Here is a 21,870-nt window from a genome sequence, read left to right as displayed (position 1 = left end):
TGGCTCGGCAGAGTTCCGATAGGATTTCACTCTCAGCACGACGCTCGGTGCATCGACCGGCAGTGTCGCCCGGTGACGCAAACCACGGGCGACGCTCGGTGACGCAGACCACCGGCAACGCTCGGCTAACCAAAGAACAGGGTGGGAATGAAAGGGACCGCGAGCGTGCAGGGGGCTTTCGAGGTAGTAATGTCAGCGATGCTGGCACCTGAATACGTAGGAACTGCTACCCCGAACACTACTCATAGCTCGCCCCTGAGACTTTTGTCATCTCGCTACCAAGGTAGTCTGTGAACTTCCGCAAGAGTCCGACCGTCCAGACGTTGGCGGTGTTCTGCGTCGTGTTCGCCGTCCAGTCGCTCATCGGACTGGTCGCTCAGGGGCTCGCCACGCAGTTGTTCGTCCTCCACGCACCAGTCGGGAACAACCCGCTCTCGCTCGTGTTGAGTGTCTATGCCCACGGTAGCGTCGGCCACCTCTTCTCGAACGCGCTCGTCCTCGTGCTGGTCGGCATTCCGGTCGAGCGCACGACGACGAAGTGGCGGTATCACGGCTTCTTCGCCACGGTCGGAATCGCCGCTGGCGTCTCGCAGGTCGTGTTCACCAGCCTCGTCACCTTGGGAACCACGCGGCCGGGCGTCCTCGGAGCCAGCGGTGCTGTGTTCGGCCTGTTCGGCTACCTACTCGCGAGCAACGTCGTCGCGGACACGCTGTTAGAGCGCCTGCCACTCGGTGCCCGCGGGCAACTGGTCGTGCTGTTCGTGTTGGCGATGGGCGTGACGTTGCTCACGGCGTCACCGGGCGTCGCACTCGTCGCGCACTTCACTGGCTTCGTCCTCGGCGCACTCGCGGGCCGTGTTCACCTCTTGCGCACACGTGCTGAAACACAACCTTCTAATAAGTGGGAACGATACGGTTAATCGCAGTTGCGGGCTCGTAGATCAGCGGCAGATCGCTTCCTTCGCAAGGAAGAGGCCCGGGGTTCAAATCCCCGCGAGTCCATGATTTTTGCGCGAGTTACACTGTGAGCGCCTCGTGCGCTCACTACTTCTACGAGCGCAAATTCTTTCGTGAGCGGGGATTTGAGCAGACCAGTCGCAGGCCCGCGGACGAGACGCTTCGCGTCTCGAAAAGGCGAGCGATGAACCTGCGAGCAAGCGAGCAGGAACGGCTGGTCGAGTTCAACATCTCTGCGAGGCTACGTGCAATTTCTCGCGGTCGAAGGTCCGAAAACTCACCGGCTCAGTAGCTGACAGTAAACGAAAGAGGCGAACCACGAATCGGTTGAGACTGAGTGACAGTGTACCCGGAATCTTTTCTATTCCGGTGGGGAAGTTTGCCCAATGACAGACTGGGCCGAGGAATACGCCGAAACGGACGATTTGAACGAGAAGTACGGCCTCCTCCGTGCCGAGATAACCAGACTCCGTGGTCGAAGAGACGACGTCGAGTTCTTCGACACCGATGCAGTCCGTAGCGACGTTCGACGACTAAGCGACGCAGTCGCTGGCGACCTGATAGTGTTCGTCGCAAACGACTTCGGATTGCCGGTCGCGTACCGGCCGAGAGACGTGTCGAAGGACGCTCAAAACGAGATTCGGCAGGCGATTCTCCAAGACAAGTACGACGAAACGAACGAGGACCTGAACAAAATCCGTCGAGAATTACTGGACGAGCATCTGGGCATCCACAAAGCTATCGTCGCAGAGTCCACCGAAGAGACCGTCAGATACCATCTTCCGGAAGGGTCGAACGAGACGACCAACTTCATCACCGTTCGTGAGATGGTGGGGCTAATCGACTACACGACGAACAGTTTCCAGAGCGACGGACTGACCGAAACCTACTGACGTCGATGGGTTCCTGTCGATGAGTGGGTGTGATTTCACCACGTCTCCCGACAGGGGTTCGTCAATCGGGCCACAGTCAATATAGATTCGTACCGAACTATATCGCTCCTAGTTCGAGTTTTATCCCCCGCGTCCCAACGAAAAAACGAGGTGTACAGACACGTGAGTTCCACCCAAACCACCGAGAAGACCATCCTCGAAACGATAGACTGAGAACGTACCTCCCACGTCGGCGCGCTCGAAGACGCCCTCGACGCCGGGCCAGTCGTCGTGGACCAGCGGTGTTTCGACCTCCAGCGCAAGGGCCTCCTCCGCCCGGTCGGTGCTGGCCGGTACCGACTGACGCCCTCCGGGAAGCGACGACTCCGGCGACTCCACGCGCTCGACGGGTAGTTCTATTACCCTCCTGTTTTCTCTATCATCCTCTCCATTCTGCCGTGCGCCGAGCGTCATACAATCAAGCACAACCCTTACCATACTTGAACCTAAGAGAACGCACGAATGAGTCTCAGGTGTTCGCTCCTCGGTCACAACTACGGGGACGCAGAAATCGAACGCGAGCGCGAGGAAGAGGGAACGGAAGTGGTAGTCACGGTCAGGGAGTTCAAAGAGTGCGACCGCTGTGGCGAGCGCAGCGTCGTCTCGGAGAACAAGGAAGTCACCGCCTTAGAGACCCCAACGCAGTCGGCTGACACTGGAGCGTCCAGTGGGGGTGCCGGAAGCACCGGTAGCCCGAGTGCCGGTGGCGGAAACGGTGGTAGCCCGAATGTGGGTAATCCGAGCGGCAACGCTCCCAGCGGCGGCAGTCCCGCCGGTGGCCAATCCGACGTGACCATGGGCGGCCAGTCGGACACTGGTGCGGGTGCAGACGGGCAAGCCACTGGCACTCCCTCCAGTACCGCTCCGTCTATGGACAGCGAGTTCGAGGCACCCCAGTCCGCGGAGGAGGACGACGGCGTCATCCTCGAAGACGACGATGACGACGAAGCCGACGATGACCGACAACCCGGTCAGTGGCCCGACAAGGACGCGAACCGCTCCTCTTCAGAGGAGAGCCAAGCAGGTGCGTGGCCGGAGGTCGGCCGCGAGGACGACGGCTACGACGCCGAACCGTCGGACGGCGAGGACGCGGACGTGCAGTTTGGTGGCGGCTTGACTCCCGAATCCGCCCCTGAGTCGTCTTCCGACGACGAAGCAGAGTTCGTCAACGCGGAGGGCGACAATCTTCAAGCACAGAACAGTGCCCAGCGCAGTTCGAGCGGCGGCCACCGCGAACTCTCCTCCGGGTTCACCGCGGGCGCGAGCGCACCGTCGGCGGCGAGTCCGTCCGAGGACGACGACGTCGATGCGGAGTTCGTCTGTCCGGAGTGCAACTTCCGAAAGGAGGTTGCAAACTCCTCGATGCGCGCGGGCGACATCTGCCCGGAGTGCCGTCGGGGCTACATCGCAAAGGAATAGGGCGGTACATTCAAGAGTAATCGAGACGCGAAAAGGGTATACATCCCCCCATCCAACAGACCGTTACCATGAAAGAGTACAAGATGCGACGAGGCGAGCACTTGGAGGACCGAATCCCGGACATGAAGGCCAAAATCGAGGACTTCTTCGGCGAGATTAGCGGCACCGAGGAACACAACGGCCACGAACTCTACGTCGTCGAAGACCCCGACAACCCCGTCTTCGAGCGTATTATCGCCGGAACTGCAGAGTACAGTGGCAAGAAAGACAAACTCGCGGTCCACTTCGAGGAGCGCCCCGCCGAGGACGTCATCGCGGAAGGTAACGCAGACGCCGCCGCCGACGCGGTCAGCAAGAAAAACGAGTTCCTGCTCGACGCGACCGGCCGCGACGCGAAAGCCCGCCGTGACTCCATGAAGCGCACTGTCGAAGACGACGCCGAGACGCCCGACGGCGTCTCGTAGAGCGACTTTCTGGGACTCTCGACTCTTTCGTTCTGTTGTTTTTGCGACTGCCGCGCTTTTCTTCCAACCAGCGACGTCTCTCTAGCTCGGAACAAAAGACGGAGAAAAGAGAGCGAAGGACGTTACCGGCCCAACTTCTCTCGACTGACGTTGATGCCCGTCGGGGTGACCAGAATTTGGTCGTCGCCCTTCTGGACGATGTCGCCGTCTACTTCCCGGGCGACCTGCTGGAGTTCGTTGGTGATGCGCTCTACGGTGGTGTCCTCGGTGCGCAGGCGGGTGATGTCAGCGACGACGAGGTCGCCGTCGTAGATGGCGTCTTTGATAGCGATGACGTCTTGCTGGCCCTGAATCTCGGCGATGTGGACCTGCATCGCGGCGTCGCTGGTCGCCGTATCGAAGTCGTCGAGATTGAGTTCGACGTAGTCCTCGGCGTTGCGCGAGTCCCGTTCCCCGAGGATTTTGCTCATGAAGCCCATAGAGATATGGGCCAGTTGGAGCGGTATAGTTCTTACGTCAGACGGCTTCCAGACGAGAAGCTTCCGTCGAGAAGATTTCGTTGAGAAGCTTCTATCGAGACGACTTCGCGTCGTCTCGTCTGCTCTACTTGCACGCGTCGCCGCGAAGCCGACCTTTTTGCGCGCTACGCTCGTCGCCTCTCGCATGACCTTCAGCATCTGTGTGCGAGAAGAGTACGAAAGCGAGGACGGAGACGACCAGACCAGATTCGGCGTGGCCGTCACGACCCGCCTGCCCGGCGTCGGCACGCTCTGTCCGTTCGTCAGCGAGAACGGTGCAGTCGCCACCCAGAGCCTCGTCAACGTCTAACTCGGAGAGAAGGGCGTCGAGTATCTGGACGACGGACTGGCCGTCGAGGGCGCGCTCCAGAGCCTGCTCAACGCCGACGACGGCGCGGCCCAGCGGCAACTCCACGGCGTCGATTCGGAGGGCACCTTCGCCTTCTCCGGCGAGGAGTGTCACGACTGGTACGGCCACGTCGAGGGCGAGGGCTACACCGTCGCGGGCAACCTCCTGACCGGCGAGTCGGTAATCGAAGCCGTGGCAGACGAGTACGAAGAGAGCGCGCCGCCACGCGGCGCGAAAACGTCGAGTGCGGAGACGCGAGACGTCCGGGACGATACTTCTACACCGCTCGCCGAGCGCCTCGTCGATGCACTAGCAGCGGGTCACGCGGAAGGCGGGGACAAGCGCGAAGAACTCCACGTCCAGAGCGCGGCACTCATCGTCGAATCCACGGAGGACCGCGAGATGGAACCGTACTACGACGACCTCAGAGTAGACGCGACCGAGACGCCAATCGAAGACTTGCGCGAGACGTACGAACTCGCCAAGGAGGGCTTCGAGATGGCGGTCGAACGCTACGAGGAAGCGTACGAGGACGACAACATGGACGCCGCAGAGTGAGCGGCGGAACGGACGGGGCAGTGAAGCATCCGACCTCAGTCGTCAGCCGACGCCGTTCGGGAATCGACCGACTTCGTCCGATTCGAGAGAGAAATACCGATTACGACTCCGAGGGCGACGACGCCGACGAACGCCAGCGCCACCGTGGGTGTCGTCGTATCCGCGACCCGGCCACCGACGAGCAGGATGGGGACGCGAACGATGGCACCGACGAACGCGACGGCGCTGAGGGTCGTCGCACGGCCGATGGACTCGGCGTGCTCGTTCAGATAGGCGCTGTGAATCGGCTGGACGACTTCCAAGCAGGTCTGGAAGCCGACGACGGCGAGAAGCGTCGCGGCGACGGTCGCGGTAGCCACACCACCCAACGCTCGCACTGCGACGAGGGGAACGACCATCGCGACTCCGCCGACGCCGACCAGCGCGAACAGCGCGCCACGCGCACCGAGTGCAACCTGGAGCGCGTCGGCACGGTCAACCGCGGCCGCCGACAGCGCGGTGAACGCGGCGTACAGACACCCGAGGACGACGAACTCCGGGAGCGGAACGCCAGCGACCGTGAGCGTCGTTCGAGGTAGTACGCCGACGACCACGGGTTGGAGGTAGTCACCCGCGGCGAAGCAGACGCCTCCAAAGACGGCGACGACACCGACGATGCCGCGTAAGTCGGGGCGACCGAGGAATCGCCGGACGACCGTAAGCGCGCGGCGAGGGGTGAGCGGATTGTCGCTTTTCTCCTCGTTTTCGTCTGCTGTCTCCTCACCCTCGCCACTTCTCCCGCGATACTGCGCGTTCGCCGGGAGCGAGGCGACGATGCCGACGCCGGTCCAGCTTAGTGTGGCCGCACAGGCGAACGGAATCCACGGTTCGACGACGTAGAGGAGACCACCCGCGACCATCGTCGTCGCCGTGACCCAGAGGCGCAGTGCGGAGCCACGACTCTCGATTTCGGTGTATCGCCCGGCTTGCTCGTTCTCGTCCAGCACGTCGTAGAGCCACGCTTGCGTACTGCCGGACTGGAAGGTGCCTCCGAGACCGAGGACGACGAAGACGCTCACGACGGCGGCCGTCGAGCGGACGAACAGCCACGAGGAGATGCCGACTGCGAACAGCGTCTGGCTGAGCAGGAGGCTTCGACGCCTGCCGAGTCGGTCGCCGACGTAGCCGCTCGGGACTTCCCCGAGGACGGTGACGGCGGCCATCGCCGACCCGCCGAGTGCCAAGTCGGTGAAGGTGACGCCGCGAGTAACGAGGAAGACGTTCAGGAACGGCCCGATGAAGCCGATGGCGCTGATACAGCGGTAGGCGTAGTAGGTGAGGACCGCCCGGCGAAGGTCGTTCACTGGGACCGCCTCCGGGAGGATTCGGAGTGGTCTTGCCTTCGACGGCGGTGGGGTGCTTGGAGAGGCGTCTGCGCGTCAGCGAAACTGTACTGTCGGTTCGAACTGCGAGTTGCGTGTCGGAACATGCGGCGTGATGGAAGCTAGTTGCACCGCTGGCCACGTTCGGGAATCTGCTGGAACCACTCCCAGCATGAGGCCTGCGTCGGCGACTCTACGGTCGGAACATCACGCCGTGTTCGACATACACGAGAAAGATGGTGAAGAAATGATAAAAGTATTCTTTGGGTGTGTGTCGCAAACGCAGTATCCGTTCGGCGCGCCTTCGGCCCTCAGCGCACCCGAGTGGAAAAGGTGGCAGTGTGGCTCTAAATCACGAACTCGTACAACTCGTCGCCGACGTGGTGGAGCGAGGAGACGACTTTGCCCTCGTTGCCGACCATGTCGTCGCCGTCGGTCTGCGCGCGCCCGATGGCCAGCACTTTGCCGTGGGACTCCTCGGCGATTGCGACGAGGTCGCCCGACGCGATTTCCGCGTCGGCCTCTACGATACCGGGGCGCATCACGTCCGCACCGTCGCTGACGAACGAGACGGCTCCGGCGTCCACAGTCACGACGCGCGTCTGCGGCGGGTACTCGTTCGCGCCGTGGACGGTCAGGAACGGTTCGTCGTCCACGTACAGCACTGCCGGTTCGCCATCGACCAGCACGAGGTCGAAGTCGCTGTCTTCGAGTTCCACGAGTTCGTAGGTGTCGGCGTCCATCTCGACGCCCAGTTGTTCGGCGAGTCCGTCCTCTATCTCCCGCACTTCGTCGCTGCGGAGGTGGTGGCGCGATTTCACTTGCATACCCGCACGTGCGTCGTTTCGCGGCTTAATACCCCCGCCTTCGGTTCGCGCGGGGATAAGCGTAAAAACCCGCCCCTCATACTCCCACGTATGAAAGCAAAGCGGGAGTACCGGAACCGGAAGGAAGTCGAGGTCGCCGTCCTCGACGCTCTCGTCGACCGGGGCGAGGAAGGTATGACGGTGTTCGAACTCCGGTCACACGTCGAGGCCGATATCGACGAATTGGAAACCGCGCTCGGCGAACTCAAAGAAGACCACCTCATCGACGCCACCACGAACGACCAGCGAACGCTCATCACGCCCGACGAGCGCGTGGTCCCCGACCCCGACGAAGACCCCGAGGAACCCTCGTTCGTGGACCGGATTATCGAGAAGTTGCCGCTCTAGGATTCGGTGCGTGTTGGTTCGGTTCCTGCTGAGTGTGATGGGGTTCCGACAATTTCGGAGACTACATGACTTCACTGTTGAAGCTAGCTACTGCCGGTGCAAATGAGAAACCGCCCCGCACCGCGAGCACCACACGCCTCCCCACCCGACTCACTTCGTTCGTCCACCGTCACTTCGCTTCGCTCGTGACGAGCCTTCAGTCACTTCTTCCTGAAGACCTCGCGCGGTCGCACCTTCCGGTGCGACTTCGCGCGCCGTGTGTTCAGATATATGCGCGAAATTAGCCAAGCCACTCGGCGCGCGCTGGCGCGACCGCAGAGCGTGTCGCGCTAACTTCGCGCGAGGGACGAGGACCACAACGCGGACGACGCGACGAGTCGCGTCGTCCGAACCTGAGGACCGCAGTCGGTTGGGGAGGGATGTGGCTGAAGCGGTCGCGGTGCGGTCTCTCCTCGGTTTCGTGCGAGCAGGGTGCTTCTCTCCAGAAGCACCTCTCCTGATCGCGACAGCACAAGATTCGGTGCGAGCAGGACGCTTCACTGAATTACCAACCACAAAGTCACGTCCTCCACCCGGGGTCCTTCCACAACTCACTCGAACACGCATGCAAAGCCGACCCTTTAACCGCCCGAGACCCCCACACACAGCTATGACAGTAATCGAGGACCAGCAGACGGACCTCGGCGCGACGTGGACCGAGGTCGGCGGGCGCTCTATCCCGGCGGAGTACGGGCGACCGGAGCGGACTCACCGCGCGGTGCGCAACGTCGTCGGCATCACCGAGATGCCCTACGGCGTCGTCGTCGTCCGCGGCGACGACCGTGTCGAGTACGTGGACAACGTCGTCTCGAACGCCGTGCCAGAAGCCGACGGCGAGGGCGTCTACGCTCTCCTGCTCGACCCGCAGGGCGGCATCGAACTCGACATGTACGTCTACAACGCCGGGAGTCAACTCCTCCTGTTCGTCCCGCCGGGGCGTGCCGAATCGCTCGCCGCCGACTGGCGCGAGAAGGTGTTCGTCCAAGACGTGGACATCGAGGCCGCGAGTGACGGGTTCGCCGTCTTCGGCGTCCACGGGCCGCAAGCCACCGAAAAAATCGCCAGCGTCCTCAACGACGCCGGGGCACCCGACGGCCACCTCACCTTCGACCGCGGCCGAATGGCAGAAATCGGCGTCACCGTGATTTGCACCGACGGACTCACTGGCGAAGAAGGGTACGAGGTCGTCTGTACCACGGGAACGAGCGAGACCGAGACCGGCGAGGTGTCGAACGCCGAACGGGTGTTCGACACCCTGCTGAATCACGGGCTGAACGCCGCGCCGTTCGGCAGGCAGACGTGGGAAACGCTCACGTTGGAAGCTGGAACGCCGCTGTTCGACACCGAGTTGCAGGGCAACGTCCCGAACGTACTGGGCCTGCGGAACGCGCTGGACTTCGAGAAGGGTTGCTACGTCGGCCAAGAGGTCGTATCACGCGTCGAGAACCGCGGACGGCCGAGCAAGCGATTGGTTGGACTGCTTCCCGAGGCAGTACCCGAATCAGGCGCGGCAGTCTTCGCGGGCGACGAGGCAGTCGGCGAGGTGACGAGAGCGACGGCGAGTCCGAGCAGAGAGGAGCCAATCGCGTTCGGACTGGTGGACTACGAGGCCGGCGGCGACCCGGACTCGGAGCTAACCGTTCGCGTCGATGGCGAAGAAGTCCCTGCGAAAATCACCGAGTTGCCGTTCGTGGAGGGGAGCGACCGGTCTGCTCGCCTGCCGACGTACTGATTTAATTCCCTTCGATAGCGTCGATGACCATCGCGGAGGCGACGACGGCCTCCTTCGGCACGCCGCTGGCGTCGTCTATCTCCACGTCGTACTTGTCCTTGAACGAGAACTGGCCGTCGATGGTACCGACGTGGCCGCCGTTCGCGTCGGTAATCTCGTACTCGTGGGGAATGAGGCTGAAGATGGCGTGGATGTGCCGAAGGAACGAGACCAGCGTACTCTTCGACTCGATTTCGGCGAGCATCGCTTCGGTGTCCGGGTCTCGAATCTTCCACTTGTCGGTGAGCAGCGTGAGGTTCTCGTCCAGTGTGACGACGGGCTGGTCGGTCCGACTGTCTATCAGTGCGTAGTTGCCCGCCACGTCGAGGATGCCGCCCGCTTTGACGGTGAACGCCTCGTTACCGTCGCCGTCGGTGAAGGGGAACTCCTCTTTGAGCTTGAACATCTTCTGTTTGCCCTTCAGTACCAGATTCCCGGCGCTGTCGTAGGCCTTGTACTTGTTTCGAATCAGCGATTGGACGACCTGATACTCGTCGTCGGTGAGGTCGAGACCGCTGATGTCGGGGGAGGACATAGGTGTGGATTGTTACCAGTCAGTTAAAAACCTTGGCGAGTTGCCGGATGACGGCCCCGAGCAGAAACAGGACTACAACGCCAGCGACTAGCGGTTCGACGGGATGCTCCTCGGTCACTTCCCGATACACCTCGGGGACCGCTTCACCGCGCTTCACTCTGAGGTACTGTCCCGCGCCGCCCCGGCGGACGAGTCGATGCACCCATTCCGGGAACGCTTCCGGGACCGCGGCGGGGTCTACGAGCCTCGGTGATACGCCTCGATACGCGCTCCCCTGATAGAGTATAGTGCATTCGTCTGCCGCTCGAACGTTTTGGTACCAGTCCACGTCGATTCCGTACGGGAGTGGAACGACGAACCAGTCACCCGAGGTGGCGACGACGACCGGCGTATCGTACGTCCGTCCGGATCGACGACCGATGTGGCGGACGACGCCGTACGGAGAGAAGCGCCGACCGGCAAACCGCAGTGTTACCGGATTGAGCGATCGTTTGTTGAACACCCGAACGCGATCTCGGATTCGGCGGTACGTAGGCGCGTCGTCGGGATACGTGGACTCTTTGTCGGCGGCCATCGAAATCGTACGTTCACTAGCCGAGTGAGTCCTTAAGCGTACTCCCGGGTTGGTCCACCGTGTGCCCAGTCTCGTGATGGAACTCCGTCGGCGAGGTGCCGAGTGACAGCAACCACTTTCACTCCGGTTTCGACCCGGACCGACAGGGTTTCACCCCCCAAGTTCCAACCTGCGTTCGAATGAGCAAGGACTACATCGACGTTCGGGGAGCAGAGGAACACAACCTCAAGGACCTCGATATTTCTATTCCACGCGAGCAGTTCAACGTGGTCACGGGGCTGTCGGGGTCGGGGAAGTCCTCGCTCGCCTTCGAGACCGTCTACGCCGAGGGCCAGCGGCGGTACATCGAGAGTCTGTCGGCGTACGCACGCAACTTCCTCGGCCAGATGGACAAGCCACAGGTCGAGAACGTCGAGGGACTCTCGCCCGCTATCTCCATCGACCAGAAGAACGCCGCCAACAATCCTCGCTCGACGGTCGGGACCGTCACCGAACTGCACGACTACTTCCGACTGCTGTACGCGCGCATCGGGACGCCTCACTGTCCGGAGTGCGGACAGGAAGTCGGCGAGCAGAGCGCCCAGAACATGGTCCGGCGAGTGCTAGAACTGCCGGAAGGCACGCGAGCCAAAATCGCCGCGCCGGTCGTCCGCGACCAGAAGGGTGCCTTCGAAGACCTCTTCGACGACCTCGTGAGCGAGGGCTACAGTCGCGTCGAAGTTGATGGCGAGGAGTTCGACCTGACGATGGATAGGCCAGACCTCGACAAGAACTACGACCACGACGTGGACGTCATCGTAGACCGCGTGAAGGTCAGCGACGAGGCCCGCTCTCGCATCACCGACAGCGTCGAGACTGCCCTCGAAGAGGCTGACGGCGCGCTGAAGGTCATCTTGCCGAATCCACCGGAGGAGGCGGCGGCCGAAATCGGCGGCGCGGCCGCTCGCTCTACAGGTGACTTGGCGGGCGAAGCAGACGACCGACTCGTCGTCGAGTTCTCCGAAGACCTCGCCTGCACGCACTGTGGTATCGACTTCCGGGAGATAGAGACACGGTCGTTCTCGTTCAACAGCCCACACGGCGCGTGTCCGGAGTGTGAGGGCATCGGCGAGACGAAGGAGGTAGACGAAGACCTCGTCGTCGTAGACGAGAGCAAGCCGCTGAAGCACGTCTTCGAACCGTGGAGCTACAACCGGACGTACTACCAGCGCCAGATAGACAACGTCGCGGACCACTTCGGAATCAGCGTCTCGACGCCGTTCGAAGACCTCCCGGAGGACGTACAGCAAGCCTTCATCTACGGCACCGACGAGCAGGTCCACTTCGAGTGGCGCACCAAGAACGGGGTGCGAGAGAAGGACGAGCGCTTCGAGGGGGTCATCCCGAACCTCGAACGACGCTACGTCGAGACTGACTCGGACAGCACGCGCGAACACATCGAGGACTACATGGCCGTCACCGAGTGTCCGGTCTGTGAGGGCACGCGACTGAACGACCAGAGTCGCTCGGTGTACGTCGATGGCACTGCGATTACCGAAGTGAACGAACTCTCCATCGGCGACGCGCTCGACCACTTCGAGGGATTGGAACAGAACTTAGACGAGCGCGAGACGAAAATCGCCGAGGAGATTCTCAAAGAGATTCGCGCACGACTCGGGTTCATGGAGGAGGTCGGTCTGGAGTACTTGACCTTGGACCGCGAAGCCTCGACGCTCTCGGGCGGCGAGAGCCAGCGAATTCGACTTGCCACGCAGGTCGGGTCCGGCTTGGTCGGCGTGCTCTACGTGCTGGACGAACCGTCTATCGGCCTCCACCAGCGTGACAACGACCGTCTGCTGAACACGCTCGAAGGGCTTCGAGACTTGGGCAACACCCTGCTCGTCGTGGAACACGACGAAGCCACGATGCGCCGGGCGGACAACGTCATCGACATGGGGCCCGGTCCGGGCAAGCGCGGCGGCGAAGTCGTCGCACAGGGGACCGTCGAGGAAATCGAGGCCTGCGAGGAGTCCATCACGGGCGATTATCTGTCGGGGAGGAAGGACATTCCCGTTCCCGACGACCGCCGGACGAGCGACTCCGCGCTGACAGTGAAGGGGGCACGCCAACACAACCTCAAAGACCTCGACGTGTCGATTCCGGTCGGCGAATTCACCGCGATTACGGGCGTCTCCGGCTCTGGTAAGTCCACGTTGATGCACGACGTGCTGTACAAGGGACTCGCCCGCGAGATGAACGACAACACGAGTGTGGACCCCGGCGACCACGACGACATCGAGGGCATCGACAACGTGGAGAAGGTGCGACTCATCGACCAGTCGCCAATCGGGCGCACCCCGCGGTCGAATCCCGCGACGTACACCGGCGTCTTCGACTACATTCGGGAACTGTTCGCCGAGACGAAACTCGCCAAACAGCGCGGCTACGAGCGCGGCCGCTTCTCGTTCAACGTCAAGGGCGGCCGCTGTGAGGAGTGTGGCGGGCAGGGCACCGTCAAAATCGAGATGAACTTCCTCTCGGACGTGTACGTCCCCTGTGAGGAGTGCGACGGCGCACGCTACAACGACGAGACGCTGGACGTGACCTACAAGGGCGCGACCATCGCCGACGTACTCGGTATGTCCGTCGAGGAAGCCTACGACTTCTTCGAACACGACCAGCGTATTGCTCGGCGTCTCAAGCTTCTGAAAGACGTGGGTCTCGACTACATGAACCTCGGCCAACCGTCCACGACGCTTTCGGGCGGGGAAGCCCAGCGAGTCAAGTTGGCGGAGGAACTCGGCAAAAAGGACACCGGCGACACGCTGTATCTGCTCGACGAACCGACGACCGGCCTCCACAAGGAAGACGAGCGGAAACTCATCGAAGTACTCCAGCGACTGACAGACCAGGGCAACACCGTGGTCGTCATCGAACACGAACTCGACTTGGTGAAGAACGCCGACACCGTCATTGACCTCGGCCCGGAAGGCGGCGAGAACGGTGGCCGTGTCGTCGCGCAGGGAACCCCTGAAGCCGTTGCTCGCACGAAAGAATCCCATACGGGCAGGTATCTCCGAGACATGCTACCCGCCGTCGAGCTAGAGGGACCGCGAGCGGACGAACGAGTCGCTCCGGCGACCGACGACTAGAAATCGGTATATTTCTACTAATCCTGGTGCGGTATGAGTAGGTTAATGCCCGGAACTCGGGCGTTACTCCGGGAAAATATAAAATTCGTGATAGTCATCGGCGGCTAAGTACTGGATAACAAAGTGTGGTCCCGGAGAAATTGGCGTACCGTGTCAAGGCGGGGGGCGACGGCATTAGCACAACAAGCGATTGCGCGACTTCGGTAGCATGAGTTCGGCTGATAACACACCGGAACGAGAGAGACTGTCCGAAGATCTCATCTTCGACGTCCTCAAGAACCGACGGCGACGGTATACGTTGCATTACTTGAAACAGCAGGACCGTCCGGTCGAGCTGAGCGAACTCGCAGAGCAGGTCGCAGCGTGGGAGAACAACACGACCGTAGAAGGACTGTCGGCCAACGAGCGCAAGTCGGTGTACACGTCGTTGTATCAGACACACTTGCCAAAGCTGGCGGACGCGGGTATCGTCGATTACAATCAGAATCGTGGCGTGGTCGAGCTATCGGCGAACGCGGCGCAGTTGGAGGGGTATCTCCGTCCACAGGACGAGTTTCCGTGGATACGGTACTACCTCGCTCTCGCTGTCGTGAGCGCAGTTCTCGTCATCGGGGACTTTCTCGACGTGCCACCGTTCTCGGCGATTCCGAACGAAATCTGGGGCGTCCTCATCGTGGCCGCCTTCGCCTTCTCGGCACTGGCCCACTACCTGCGACGGCGGCGACTCGCTCGGCAAGAACGGCCGTCGAACGTCGAAAGCTGAGACTTCTGGACAGAACGGTGATTACTTGGGTGGGAGGATAGTACGGGAGACCGAATGTACGATTTCGTCGTGGTCGGTGCGGGACCCGCAGGCTCGCGGTTCTCGCGCCGCGCCGCCGAGGCGGGCTACGACGTGCTGACGCTCGAACGCGGGGAAGTCGGCAAACCCCTCGCGTGCTCGGGTCACGTCAGTACCGACATCTGGGAGTTCACGCCCGACGGAGCACGCGAGGAGTTGTTGCAGAACGAGGTGTACGGCGCGCGCTTCCACGTCGGTGGCCCGCGAAGTGACGACTACCCCTTTTATAAGCAAGAGGTCGTCTCGAACGTCATCGACAGAGTCGGTTTAGACGTCCGTCTCGCGGCGGCCGCAAGAGAGGCGGGTGCAGACCTCCGAGAAGACCACAGCGTCTCGTCGGTCGAAGAACACCGCGAGTACGTCGAAGTAACGGCGAATACGCCTGACGGCACCGAGACGTACCGAGCGAAGATGGTCGCTGGCTGTGACGGGCCCGTCTCGCGGGTTCGGACCGAACTCGGCCTGCCGGAACCGGGTGAGAAACTGCAAGGCGTACTGGGTTTCAGCGAGGAGGACGACCCTGGCGACTACGTTGACGTGCATCTCACTGCCCCCAAATTCTTCGCGTGGCGAATCCCGCGAAGCGACGCCGGAGTCGAGTACGGACTGGCGGCACCGCCGGGGTCCGAGCCGACCGCAAAGGAACTGTTCGAGGAGTTCACCCAGAACTACGACATCGAGACCAGCGAGTTCTGTGCCGGGATGATTCCGGTCGGGCCAGCACCGCGCGTCAGCAGTTGGCGCGGGTTCCTAATCGGGGACGCGGCGGCCCAGACTAAGCCCTTCACCGGTGGCGGGATTCTGTACGGCATGACCGCCGCCGACCACGCAGTTCGGGAAATCGACCCCGACGACCCTGACTCGCTACAGAACTACGAGTCGGCGTGGCGCGACGATTTGAGTACGGAAATTCGACTCGGCCACTGGATTCGCCGCGCCTACTCGTTGCCCGAGCCAGTGCAGAAAGCGGGGCTGTCGGCGTTCTCGGGCGAAATCGGCGTCCACATGGACAAGCCGACCTCGTTCTTCTCGAAAGAGCATCTCTCGAAACTGCTTTCGCGGTCGTGAAACGGTGGGAGTGGTTTCGTGAAGTGGACTTTCTGACTTTTGGCGCGCGCTGGCGCGGCGGATAAGTGGCCGCGCCGAAGCCGCGCGAGGGATGAGCGAACGAATGTGAGCGAATCGGGTGGGAGGTGTGTGGCTCTCGCAACAGCTTGTTGGAGACGTAAGAAATCCGTGCGCTACGCGCGCGGATTTCGAGCGTCGGTTTTTTGGTCCAGATTTTCCGAGGAATGGTGCCGAAGCGCGGCGGAGTCGCGCGCTGGCACCCGACGAGAAAAAAGGTGGAGCCACAGCACATACCTTTCTCCGAAACCTATCTAGAGAGTATGGTCGAAGAAGATCTCGGAGAGGCGACTATCGTCTACGAAGACCCGGACGAGGGCACCGTCGAGAAGACGGTCCAGAACGAGCACGTCGCCTACTTCCAGGACCACTGGATGGTCAAGACCGGCGAGGACGAACAGGGTCGGGACACCGTACGGCGGATTCCCACGACGAAGGTTCACTACGTCGAGCGCACCGTCGAGGAGTTCCAAGACGAGATGAAGACGTTCCGCGACCAAGTGCAGTCGTTCACCGACGACCTGCGCTCGAAGTTGCTCGGCGAACACGGGTCGCACGGGCGAGGCAGTGGGGAAGTCGAAGACGAAGAGGTGTACCGAATCGACGTGGAGAGCGGCGAAGAAGCGAAGGACGACGACGAGGAGTAGTCGAAACGACGTATCGACGGTCTGTTGCTACACTTTCTCCGGTAACCAGCCCCCATCGACTTCGATGTTTTCGCCGCTGATGTAGTCGCTTCCCTCCTCCAAGAAGAACAGCATCGCTTGCTCCATGTCTTCGAAGTTCGCCGGACGCCCCCGCGGCAGTTCCTCGGGGAACTCGTCGGAGTTCTCCACCACGTAGGGCGAGATGGCGTTGACCGTGATGCCGTCGTCTTGCGTATCGTTGGCCAACATCCGCGTGAACATCAGCACGCCAGCCTTAGCGATGAAGTACGGCGCGTTCTTCGGGTTGACCAGTCCCTTCTCGGAACTCGCATAGCCGACGTTGACTATCCGGCCCCAGTTTTGCTCGCGCATTCCGGGCAGCGCGCGCTTACAGCAGAGGTAGGTACCATTAATATTGGCCTGCAAGACCGTGTTCCATTTCTCGTACGAAATTTCCTCCCAGTGAGCGGGCGCGAACGGGCCGACGTTGTTGACTAGCACGTCTACTGTTCCCAATTTCTCCTCCACGCTGTCGAACATCGCCTCGACTGCATCTGGATTCGCTACGTCGCCCTGCACCGTCGTCGCCTCCGGCGCGCCTCGCTCGCGCGCTCGCTCGGCGACTGTCTCGGCTTCCTCTTCGCTCGACCGGTAGTGGACCGCCACGCTCGCGCCGCAGTCGGCCAGCGAGAGCAGCAGTTCGCGGCCGACGCCCGTCGCGCTCCCGGTGACGAGCGCGATTCGGCCGTCTAACTCGGGTCGTATCATGCTCCCAGCTTCGACCCGGCGGTATAATTTCCTTGCCGCTCGCCGCGCAGGTTGTTTCGTTGACGAGTAAACCGCCCCACACGTTTAATATTCGGGAGAAAAATCCTTTCGTATGGCTCTTGAGACGATACTGCTCGCGGTCGGACCCGGAGACGCCGACCGAGCGGAGGAACTGGCACAAGCCGCAATCGATGTCGCTGAACCCGCCGGTGCGACCGTCGTCCTCGCACACGTGTTCACCGACGACGAGTTCGACGAGGTCATCGACCGCCTCGACTACGACCCGGACGGCGAAATCGACCCCGACGAAGTGGCCGCCCGTCACGCGACGGTACGCGAACTCACCGATGAGTTCGACGACGCTGGCGTCGAGTACCAAGTCCGTGGCTCTGTCGGCCCGCACGGCGAGAACATCGTCGCGCTCGCCGAGGACGTTCACGCAGACCGCGTCCTCGTCGGCGGCCGCACTCGGTCGCCCGCCGGGAAGGCCGTCTTCGGCAGTACCGCCCAAGAAGTGATGCTATCGGCTCCCTGCCCGGTGACGTTCGTCCGCGGCGACTGAACTCACTCTTCCACGCGCCCTTTCCACTCGCGCTCCTGCTGTCGCTCGGCCACGTGTCGCGCACCGTCGGCTATCGAGTCGCGGGTCTCTGACTCGAACGAGACGACCTCCGAGAGACACCCCGACTGGAAGGCTTCGAGGACGCCGTAGGACCACGTGTCGTCTAAGACGCCCTGCGGGAGCAACTCTGTGCGCAAGCGGTCGGCGAGAGCGTCGTGGCCGCTCGCGCGCAGCAGTGGTTCGGCGTCCGCGAGGTGGTCCATCGCGTGGCCGGTCGCGTGGTGGAACTGCACGAGGTGGCCGTGCGCTCGGTGGAGCCACTCGACGCCGAGTTCGACTTCGTGGAGTGCCGCGATTTCGTCTTCGGAGAGGTTGTCGTCGGAATCATTGGTCATGTGTTAGCACACGGTGTGAGACGTACTACGAATTTCGCTACTCCGAGCAGTGGCATAGTCATAACACGACACCCCGTCGTGCCAACGAACGGCATACTCGTTGGCGAGTAAATGCTTGTAGTTAAGTGCGCCGGGGTACTCAATCACGGCCTGAATGGCGTACTACGCGGGCGTTGACCTCGGGGCGACGAACGTCAGGGCGGCAGTCGCTGACGACGGCGGGGACGTAGTGAGCGTCCACCGCGCGAACACGCCCAACGGGCCGACTGGCATCGCCGTCACGGAGGCAGTCTTGACGTGTCTCCGCGAGGCAAGCGAGTCGGCAGACATCGACCCCACTCAGATCCGTGCGGCAGGTATCGGCTCCATCGGGCCGCTGGACTTGGCCGCGGGCGCGATAGACAACCCGGCGAACCTTCCCGACACTATCGATAGGATTCCACTGACGGGGCCGGTCGGCGAACTCATCGACAGCGAGCGGGTTTTTCTCCACAACGACACTATCGCGGGGGTCATCGGCGAACGCTTCCACAGCGAGCGCAACCCCGACGACATGGTGTATCTCACTATTTCGTCGGGTATCGGTGCTGGCGTCTGCGTCGATGGCGAAGTCCTCTCCGGATGGGACGGCAACGCTGGCGAAGTCGGCCACATGGTCGTGGACCCGCAAGGACGGCGCACCTGTGGCTGTGGCCACGAGGGCCACTGGGAGGCGTACTGCTCCGGCAACAACATCCCCCGCTACGCCGAGATGCTCGCCGAAGACGACGAGAGCATTCAGACCGACTTGCCCATCGAAGACCCCGATTTCGACGCGGTTGACGTGTTTGAACACGCTGGCGACGACGAACTCGCCGACCACGTCGTCGAGCAACTCACGCACTGGAACACGCTCGGCTTGACCAACATCGTCCAAGCGTACGCGCCGCTGGTCATCTACATCGGCGGTGCCGTCGCACTGAACAACGAGGAACTCGTCGTGGACCCCATTCGAGAACGCCTCGGCGAGATGGTGTTCAACAACGTGCCGGACGTGCAACTGACGACGCTCGGTGACGACGTTGTCCTGAAGGGTGCAATCGCCAGTGCCCTGACTGGCGGCACGGGCGACCGGTCGAAAATCTAACCGGAAACGCCGGTCTCGCTCGCCGATGCCCGCTTATTTATCCCGTTGGGGTCCGTTACTGGTGCTATATGCGACGGCGCGAGTTTCTGTTGGGTGTGGCGGGAAGTTCCGCGCTCGCTTCTGCTGGCACCGTGAGGGGTCACCCCGGACCGTATCGCTACCTCGGGAGAGTTCCGATAACCAACGCCCGTGAGGCCGTCCCCGGCCCGAACGGCGATTACACGTACGTCGCCGCGACCAGTGGGTTCGCGGTCGTGGACACGAAACTCCCCAGAGAGCCGAAACTGGTCGTCGAACGACGAAACCTCCTGTCGGACCGCGAAACTGGCCCGCTTCGGGACGTGCAGGACGTGAAAGTCGAGGGCGACCGACTGGTCGTCGCGGGACCTGCCGACCCGTATCGCAACGACGTGTTGCAGGGGTTCCTACTCTACGACGTAAGTAATCCCGAGGAACCCCAGCGACTCGCCTTCTTCGAGACTGACTACCCGATTCACAACTGCTTCATCCGCGACGGGCACGTCTATCTCACTGGTAACAACCGTGGTCGCAACCCCCTCGTCGTCGTAGACGTGAGCGGCGACGAACCGACGGAGGTCGCCCGCTGGTCGCTGTTGGACCGCGACGACCGCTGGAGGAACGTTTCGCCGGGGCTTCGGACGATTCACGACGTATGGGTGGGTCGAGACGGTCGGGCGTATCTCGCTCACTGGGACGCCGGAACGTGGATTCTCGACGTGAGCGACCCCACGAGTCCGCAGTACGTCGCCCAGATTGGCGGCCGACCCCTCTCGAAGTTGGCGAGCATTCCACAGGAGAACACTCGAAATCGGGTTCTGAGACTCCCGGGCAACGCCCACTACACGATGCCCAACGACGATGGCACGTTGCTCGGCGTCAACAAGGAAGCGTGGCAGGTCGGCGGCAAGGGCCGCCCCGGCGGCGTCGAACTGTGGGACATTTCGGACCCGAAAGACGCACAGAAGCTCTCGACCATCCAAGCACCGCCGTCTCCGGACCCCTCTATCGGCGGGACGTGGACCACCTCACACAACTTCGACATCGTCGGCGACCGCCTGTTCACCTCGTGGTACGAAGGCGGCGTGAAGATTCACGACGTTTCGGACCCGGCGAATCCCGAGCAACTGGCGTGGTGGCGCGACCCGGAGAACGCCGTCTTCTGGACGTCGAAACTCGCCGCCGAGAAGTTCTTCGTCGCCAGTAGCATGGGCAGACCCAACGACGAGAAGGGAGCACTCTACACTTTCGGGAACCACCCCGGCCAGCAGAAAGACGCGCCGCTGCTCACCCAGACGGGCAACGCGACGAAAGCGACGGAGGTGTCGCGCGCGACGACCGAGAACGAGGCAACGTCGAACGAGACGACCACCCAGTCGTCCGGGTCCTCCGGCGGTGCGCCAGGATTCGGTATCTCGGCGACGGTCGCGGCCCTGCTCGGTGGCGCGGCGTGGCGAGAACTGCGAAAGTAAACCCAAAGCCCTACCACCTTCGGAACCAAGACCTACGTATGACTGACGACGATTCGTTGAAGGCCCGCGTCGAACGCTGGCTCACGGGTCAGATGCCCATCATCAGCATGCACGGCGGCACCAGCGCCGTGCAGAAAGCCGACCCCGAGAGCGGCGAGGTCGTCGTCGAACTCGGCGGTGCGTGTTCTGGCTGTGCCATCAGTCCGCGGACGACCCAGAACATCAAAATCGACCTCGCCAAAGACTTCGACGAAGTGGACGACGTGACGGTCCGAGTCGCCGACGACGGGATGGGCGAGTGGGACATCGACCAACCGGAGAGCGTCATGGGCATCGACCGCAACGAAGGTGGCCGCGGCGGGCGCGGCGAAGGCTCACCGAATAGCGATCACTTCTGAGACAACGTTTTGCTGCGCTCGGCCGGTGGAAGCCAACGGCTTCCACACGACCTCGCTGGCAAAACGTTGATGAAAATCACCGGAAGACAAACCGCGTCTTCCGAGCCTTCCTTCGCGTTCGCTCAGGAAGACACGTCGTCACCCGCGCCAGCGCGCGCAGAGCGCGCGCTTCTGCGGGTTCCTCGGACGCGCTCGCTCGGCGAGATTCCGAAGGAATCTCGCCTCCGCTCGCGGTGGGTGTGCTGGGGTGTGAGGACGAGTAGTAGCTACGTGGTGGACTGCGAAAATTCTCGATACAGTACTGATTGCGAAAATTCGCCGAACTCTATTCCTTCTCTTCTTCAGGCGTCTTCACAGCCTTCCCGACGGCCTTCTCGGCGACGGAACTCGGGATGTCCGTGGGGGTAGTCAGATACTCTTCCAGCACGACCATGAGGACTGCGACGGCGACGAACGCTCCGCCGACGAGCATCTTCCCGTCGAGGAGCATCTGCACGCCGAGCAGGCCGATAGGGAGCGCGAAGACGAGCGTGGCCGCGAGTTGAATCGTGCCCATGATGCCCGGTTTGCTCATTACCACCCCGTAGCCGCCGCCACGGCAAAAACCCCGCGGGCACGACTCGCGTCGGCCGACGCGAACCGGCATCGTCGCGATTCGTCTCGGGTCCGCAACCCTTTTCATCCGAACGCCACCAC

At 62.3% G+C, this 21,870-nt stretch carries 23 protein-coding genes, 1 tRNA gene and 1 pseudogene; 16 read left to right on the top strand and 9 right to left on the bottom strand.

What is annotated here, in order from left to right; all coding sequences use genetic code 11:
* The first annotated feature begins 290 nt into the window (after nt 1–290).
* The 3 genes from F7R90_RS14560 to F7R90_RS14550 all read left to right on the top strand — a co-directional run bounded on the left by F7R90_RS14560 (nt 291) and on the right by F7R90_RS14550 (nt 1,850).
* Entirely contained in the window at nt 291–920 is a 630-nt protein-coding gene (locus tag F7R90_RS14560) for a rhomboid family intramembrane serine protease (protein WP_158058128.1), read from the top strand.
* Between the two features lie 10 nt (nt 921–930).
* Nucleotides 931–1,002, top strand: a tRNA-Ala gene (locus tag F7R90_RS14555).
* Nucleotides 1,003–1,343: 341 nt separating this feature from the next.
* Nucleotides 1,344–1,850 (top strand): hypothetical protein, encoded by a 507-nt coding sequence (locus F7R90_RS14550; RefSeq protein WP_158058127.1) that lies wholly within the window; start codon nt 1,344–1,346, stop codon nt 1,848–1,850.
* Nucleotides 1,851–1,970: 120 nt separating this feature from the next.
* Here F7R90_RS14550 and F7R90_RS14545 read toward each other — a convergent pair whose 3' ends face one another.
* Complete coding sequence (locus F7R90_RS14545; RefSeq protein ID WP_158058126.1) at nt 1,971–2,303, bottom strand: hypothetical protein; 333 nt, start codon at nt 2,301–2,303, stop codon at nt 1,971–1,973.
* A 48-nt stretch (nt 2,304–2,351) separates the two neighbouring features.
* Here F7R90_RS14545 and F7R90_RS14540 point away from each other — a divergent pair, with 48 nt between their 5' ends.
* Together F7R90_RS14540 and F7R90_RS14535 are read left to right on the top strand one after the other, a co-directional pair.
* A complete protein-coding gene (locus F7R90_RS14540) occupies nt 2,352–3,308 on the top strand; it encodes a DUF7093 family protein (RefSeq protein ID WP_158058125.1) in 957 nt (318 codons plus the stop codon).
* A 68-nt stretch (nt 3,309–3,376) separates the two neighbouring features.
* Nucleotides 3,377–3,772, top strand: a complete 396-nt coding sequence (locus F7R90_RS14535; RefSeq protein WP_158058124.1) for a DUF5611 family protein — start codon at nt 3,377–3,379, stop codon at nt 3,770–3,772.
* Between the two features lie 122 nt (nt 3,773–3,894).
* Here F7R90_RS14535 and F7R90_RS14530 read toward each other — a convergent pair whose 3' ends face one another.
* Nucleotides 3,895–4,251, bottom strand: coding sequence for a cell division protein SepF (locus tag F7R90_RS14530; RefSeq protein WP_158058123.1), 357 nt, complete (start codon nt 4,249–4,251; stop codon nt 3,895–3,897).
* A 184-nt stretch (nt 4,252–4,435) separates the two neighbouring features.
* On the opposite strand from F7R90_RS14530, the pseudogene F7R90_RS14525 reads away from it, so the two are divergent.
* Nucleotides 4,436–5,197: pseudogene (locus F7R90_RS14525) on the top strand (DUF1028 domain-containing protein).
* Nucleotides 5,198–5,232: 35 nt separating this feature from the next.
* On the opposite strand, the gene F7R90_RS14520 reads toward F7R90_RS14525, so the two are convergent.
* Both F7R90_RS14520 and F7R90_RS14515 read right to left on the bottom strand, forming a co-directional pair.
* Nucleotides 5,233–6,540 carry an MFS transporter gene (locus tag F7R90_RS14520; RefSeq protein WP_192498327.1) on the bottom strand — a complete coding sequence of 436 codons (1,308 nt, stop codon included), beginning with the start codon at nt 6,538–6,540 and terminating at the stop codon, nt 5,233–5,235.
* A 365-nt stretch (nt 6,541–6,905) separates the two neighbouring features.
* Nucleotides 6,906–7,385 (bottom strand): RNA-binding protein, encoded by a 480-nt coding sequence (locus F7R90_RS14515; protein WP_158058121.1) that lies wholly within the window; start codon nt 7,383–7,385, stop codon nt 6,906–6,908.
* A gap of 90 nt (nt 7,386–7,475) precedes the next feature.
* Here F7R90_RS14515 and F7R90_RS14510 point away from each other — a divergent pair, with 90 nt between their 5' ends.
* Together F7R90_RS14510 and ygfZ are read left to right on the top strand one after the other, a co-directional pair.
* Nucleotides 7,476–7,772, top strand: coding sequence for a DUF6432 family protein (locus F7R90_RS14510; RefSeq protein WP_158058120.1), 297 nt, complete (start codon nt 7,476–7,478; stop codon nt 7,770–7,772).
* A gap of 649 nt (nt 7,773–8,421) precedes the next feature.
* The gene (ygfZ, locus tag F7R90_RS14505) at nt 8,422–9,543 is read left to right on the top strand and encodes a CAF17-like 4Fe-4S cluster assembly/insertion protein YgfZ (protein WP_158058119.1); all 1,122 of its coding nucleotides are present in this window, start codon (nt 8,422–8,424) and stop codon (nt 9,541–9,543) included.
* 1 nt (nt 9,544) lies between these two features.
* Here ygfZ and F7R90_RS14500 read toward each other — a convergent pair whose 3' ends face one another.
* Both F7R90_RS14500 and F7R90_RS14495 read right to left on the bottom strand, forming a co-directional pair.
* Nucleotides 9,545–10,117 (bottom strand): LURP-one-related/scramblase family protein, encoded by a 573-nt coding sequence (locus F7R90_RS14500; RefSeq protein ID WP_158058118.1) that lies wholly within the window; start codon nt 10,115–10,117, stop codon nt 9,545–9,547.
* 19 nt (nt 10,118–10,136) lie between these two features.
* Nucleotides 10,137–10,691 carry a nitroreductase family deazaflavin-dependent oxidoreductase gene (locus F7R90_RS14495; RefSeq protein WP_158058117.1) on the bottom strand — a complete coding sequence of 185 codons (555 nt, stop codon included), beginning with the start codon at nt 10,689–10,691 and terminating at the stop codon, nt 10,137–10,139.
* 179 nt (nt 10,692–10,870) lie between these two features.
* Between F7R90_RS14495 and uvrA the strand changes: the two genes are divergently transcribed.
* From uvrA to F7R90_RS14475, 4 genes are all read left to right on the top strand, one after another.
* Nucleotides 10,871–13,822 (top strand): excinuclease ABC subunit UvrA, encoded by a 2,952-nt coding sequence (gene uvrA, locus F7R90_RS14490; RefSeq protein ID WP_158058116.1) that lies wholly within the window; start codon nt 10,871–10,873, stop codon nt 13,820–13,822.
* 208 nt (nt 13,823–14,030) lie between these two features.
* Nucleotides 14,031–14,585: a DUF7344 domain-containing protein gene (locus tag F7R90_RS14485; RefSeq protein WP_158058115.1), complete on the top strand. Its 555-nt coding sequence runs from the start codon at nt 14,031–14,033 to the stop codon at nt 14,583–14,585.
* 54 nt (nt 14,586–14,639) lie between these two features.
* Nucleotides 14,640–15,731 (top strand): geranylgeranyl reductase family protein, encoded by a 1,092-nt coding sequence (locus F7R90_RS14480; RefSeq protein WP_158058114.1) that lies wholly within the window; start codon nt 14,640–14,642, stop codon nt 15,729–15,731.
* 320 nt (nt 15,732–16,051) lie between these two features.
* A complete protein-coding gene (locus F7R90_RS14475; protein WP_158058113.1) occupies nt 16,052–16,435 on the top strand; it encodes a hypothetical protein in 384 nt (127 codons plus the stop codon).
* 27 nt (nt 16,436–16,462) lie between these two features.
* On the opposite strand, the gene F7R90_RS14470 is transcribed toward F7R90_RS14475, so the two are convergent.
* Nucleotides 16,463–17,203, bottom strand: coding sequence for an SDR family NAD(P)-dependent oxidoreductase (locus F7R90_RS14470; protein ID WP_158058112.1), 741 nt, complete (start codon nt 17,201–17,203; stop codon nt 16,463–16,465).
* 112 nt (nt 17,204–17,315) lie between these two features.
* Here F7R90_RS14470 and F7R90_RS14465 point away from each other — a divergent pair, with 112 nt between their 5' ends.
* Nucleotides 17,316–17,765, top strand: a complete 450-nt coding sequence (locus tag F7R90_RS14465; protein WP_158058111.1) for a universal stress protein — start codon at nt 17,316–17,318, stop codon at nt 17,763–17,765.
* Nucleotides 17,766–17,767: 2 nt separating this feature from the next.
* On the opposite strand, the gene F7R90_RS14460 is transcribed toward F7R90_RS14465, so the two are convergent.
* Nucleotides 17,768–18,160, bottom strand: a complete 393-nt coding sequence (locus F7R90_RS14460) for a hypothetical protein (RefSeq protein WP_158058110.1) — start codon at nt 18,158–18,160, stop codon at nt 17,768–17,770.
* A gap of 154 nt (nt 18,161–18,314) precedes the next feature.
* Between F7R90_RS14460 and F7R90_RS14455 the strand changes: the two genes are divergently transcribed.
* From F7R90_RS14455 to F7R90_RS14445, 3 genes are all read left to right on the top strand, one after another.
* A complete protein-coding gene (locus F7R90_RS14455) occupies nt 18,315–19,286 on the top strand; it encodes an ROK family protein (protein ID WP_158058109.1) in 972 nt (323 codons plus the stop codon).
* A gap of 68 nt (nt 19,287–19,354) precedes the next feature.
* Nucleotides 19,355–20,776 (top strand): LVIVD repeat-containing protein, encoded by a 1,422-nt coding sequence (locus F7R90_RS14450; RefSeq protein WP_158058108.1) that lies wholly within the window; start codon nt 19,355–19,357, stop codon nt 20,774–20,776.
* A 38-nt stretch (nt 20,777–20,814) separates the two neighbouring features.
* Complete coding sequence (locus F7R90_RS14445; protein WP_158058107.1) at nt 20,815–21,174, top strand: NifU family protein; 360 nt, start codon at nt 20,815–20,817, stop codon at nt 21,172–21,174.
* A 325-nt stretch (nt 21,175–21,499) separates the two neighbouring features.
* Here the strand turns inward: F7R90_RS14445 and F7R90_RS14440 are convergent, their stop codons facing one another.
* Entirely contained in the window at nt 21,500–21,748 is a 249-nt protein-coding gene (locus F7R90_RS14440; RefSeq protein WP_158058106.1) for a DUF7533 family protein, read from the bottom strand.
* Between the last annotated feature and the right edge of the window lie 122 nt (nt 21,749–21,870).

It is taken from the genome of Halorussus halophilus (genome assembly GCF_008831545.1).
In the GTDB taxonomy this organism is placed as follows: domain Archaea; phylum Halobacteriota; class Halobacteria; order Halobacteriales; family Haladaptataceae; genus Halorussus; species Halorussus halophilus.
The sequence above is the reverse complement of the archived record's forward strand: the minus strand, read 5'-3'. Positions and strand labels throughout refer to the sequence as shown.

Bases quoted from the DNA above. Each gene is read 5' to 3' on its own strand.
- F7R90_RS14450 (WP_158058108.1), top strand. From the start codon at position 19,355: ATGCGACGGCGCGAGTTTCTGTTGGGTGTGGCGGGAAGTTCCGCGCTC.
- F7R90_RS14510 (WP_158058120.1), top strand. From the start codon at position 7,476: ATGAAAGCAAAGCGGGAGTACCGGAACCGGAAGGAAGTCGAGGTCGCC.
- F7R90_RS14530 (WP_158058123.1), bottom strand. From the start codon at position 4,251: ATGGGCTTCATGAGCAAAATCCTCGGGGAACGGGACTCGCGCAACGCC.
- F7R90_RS14535 (WP_158058124.1), top strand. From the start codon at position 3,377: ATGAAAGAGTACAAGATGCGACGAGGCGAGCACTTGGAGGACCGAATC.
- F7R90_RS14545 (WP_158058126.1), bottom strand. From the start codon at position 2,303: ATGACGCTCGGCGCACGGCAGAATGGAGAGGATGATAGAGAAAACAGG.
- F7R90_RS14485 (WP_158058115.1), top strand. From the start codon at position 14,031: ATGAGTTCGGCTGATAACACACCGGAACGAGAGAGACTGTCCGAAGAT.
- F7R90_RS14455 (WP_158058109.1), top strand. From the start codon at position 18,315: ATGGCGTACTACGCGGGCGTTGACCTCGGGGCGACGAACGTCAGGGCG.
- F7R90_RS14470 (WP_158058112.1), bottom strand. From the start codon at position 17,203: ATGATACGACCCGAGTTAGACGGCCGAATCGCGCTCGTCACCGGGAGC.
- F7R90_RS14550 (WP_158058127.1), top strand. From the start codon at position 1,344: ATGACAGACTGGGCCGAGGAATACGCCGAAACGGACGATTTGAACGAG.
- F7R90_RS14475 (WP_158058113.1), top strand. From the start codon at position 16,052: ATGGTCGAAGAAGATCTCGGAGAGGCGACTATCGTCTACGAAGACCCG.
- ygfZ (WP_158058119.1), top strand. From the start codon at position 8,422: ATGACAGTAATCGAGGACCAGCAGACGGACCTCGGCGCGACGTGGACC.
- F7R90_RS14515 (WP_158058121.1), bottom strand. From the start codon at position 7,385: ATGCAAGTGAAATCGCGCCACCACCTCCGCAGCGACGAAGTGCGGGAG.
- F7R90_RS14440 (WP_158058106.1), bottom strand. From the start codon at position 21,748: ATGAGCAAACCGGGCATCATGGGCACGATTCAACTCGCGGCCACGCTC.
- F7R90_RS14460 (WP_158058110.1), bottom strand. From the start codon at position 18,160: ATGACCAATGATTCCGACGACAACCTCTCCGAAGACGAAATCGCGGCA.
- uvrA (WP_158058116.1), top strand. From the start codon at position 10,871: ATGAGCAAGGACTACATCGACGTTCGGGGAGCAGAGGAACACAACCTC.
- F7R90_RS14445 (WP_158058107.1), top strand. From the start codon at position 20,815: ATGACTGACGACGATTCGTTGAAGGCCCGCGTCGAACGCTGGCTCACG.
- F7R90_RS14500 (WP_158058118.1), bottom strand. From the start codon at position 10,117: ATGTCCTCCCCCGACATCAGCGGTCTCGACCTCACCGACGACGAGTAT.
- F7R90_RS14540 (WP_158058125.1), top strand. From the start codon at position 2,352: ATGAGTCTCAGGTGTTCGCTCCTCGGTCACAACTACGGGGACGCAGAA.
- F7R90_RS14495 (WP_158058117.1), bottom strand. From the start codon at position 10,691: ATGGCCGCCGACAAAGAGTCCACGTATCCCGACGACGCGCCTACGTAC.
- F7R90_RS14480 (WP_158058114.1), top strand. From the start codon at position 14,640: ATGTACGATTTCGTCGTGGTCGGTGCGGGACCCGCAGGCTCGCGGTTC.
- F7R90_RS14465 (WP_158058111.1), top strand. From the start codon at position 17,316: ATGGCTCTTGAGACGATACTGCTCGCGGTCGGACCCGGAGACGCCGAC.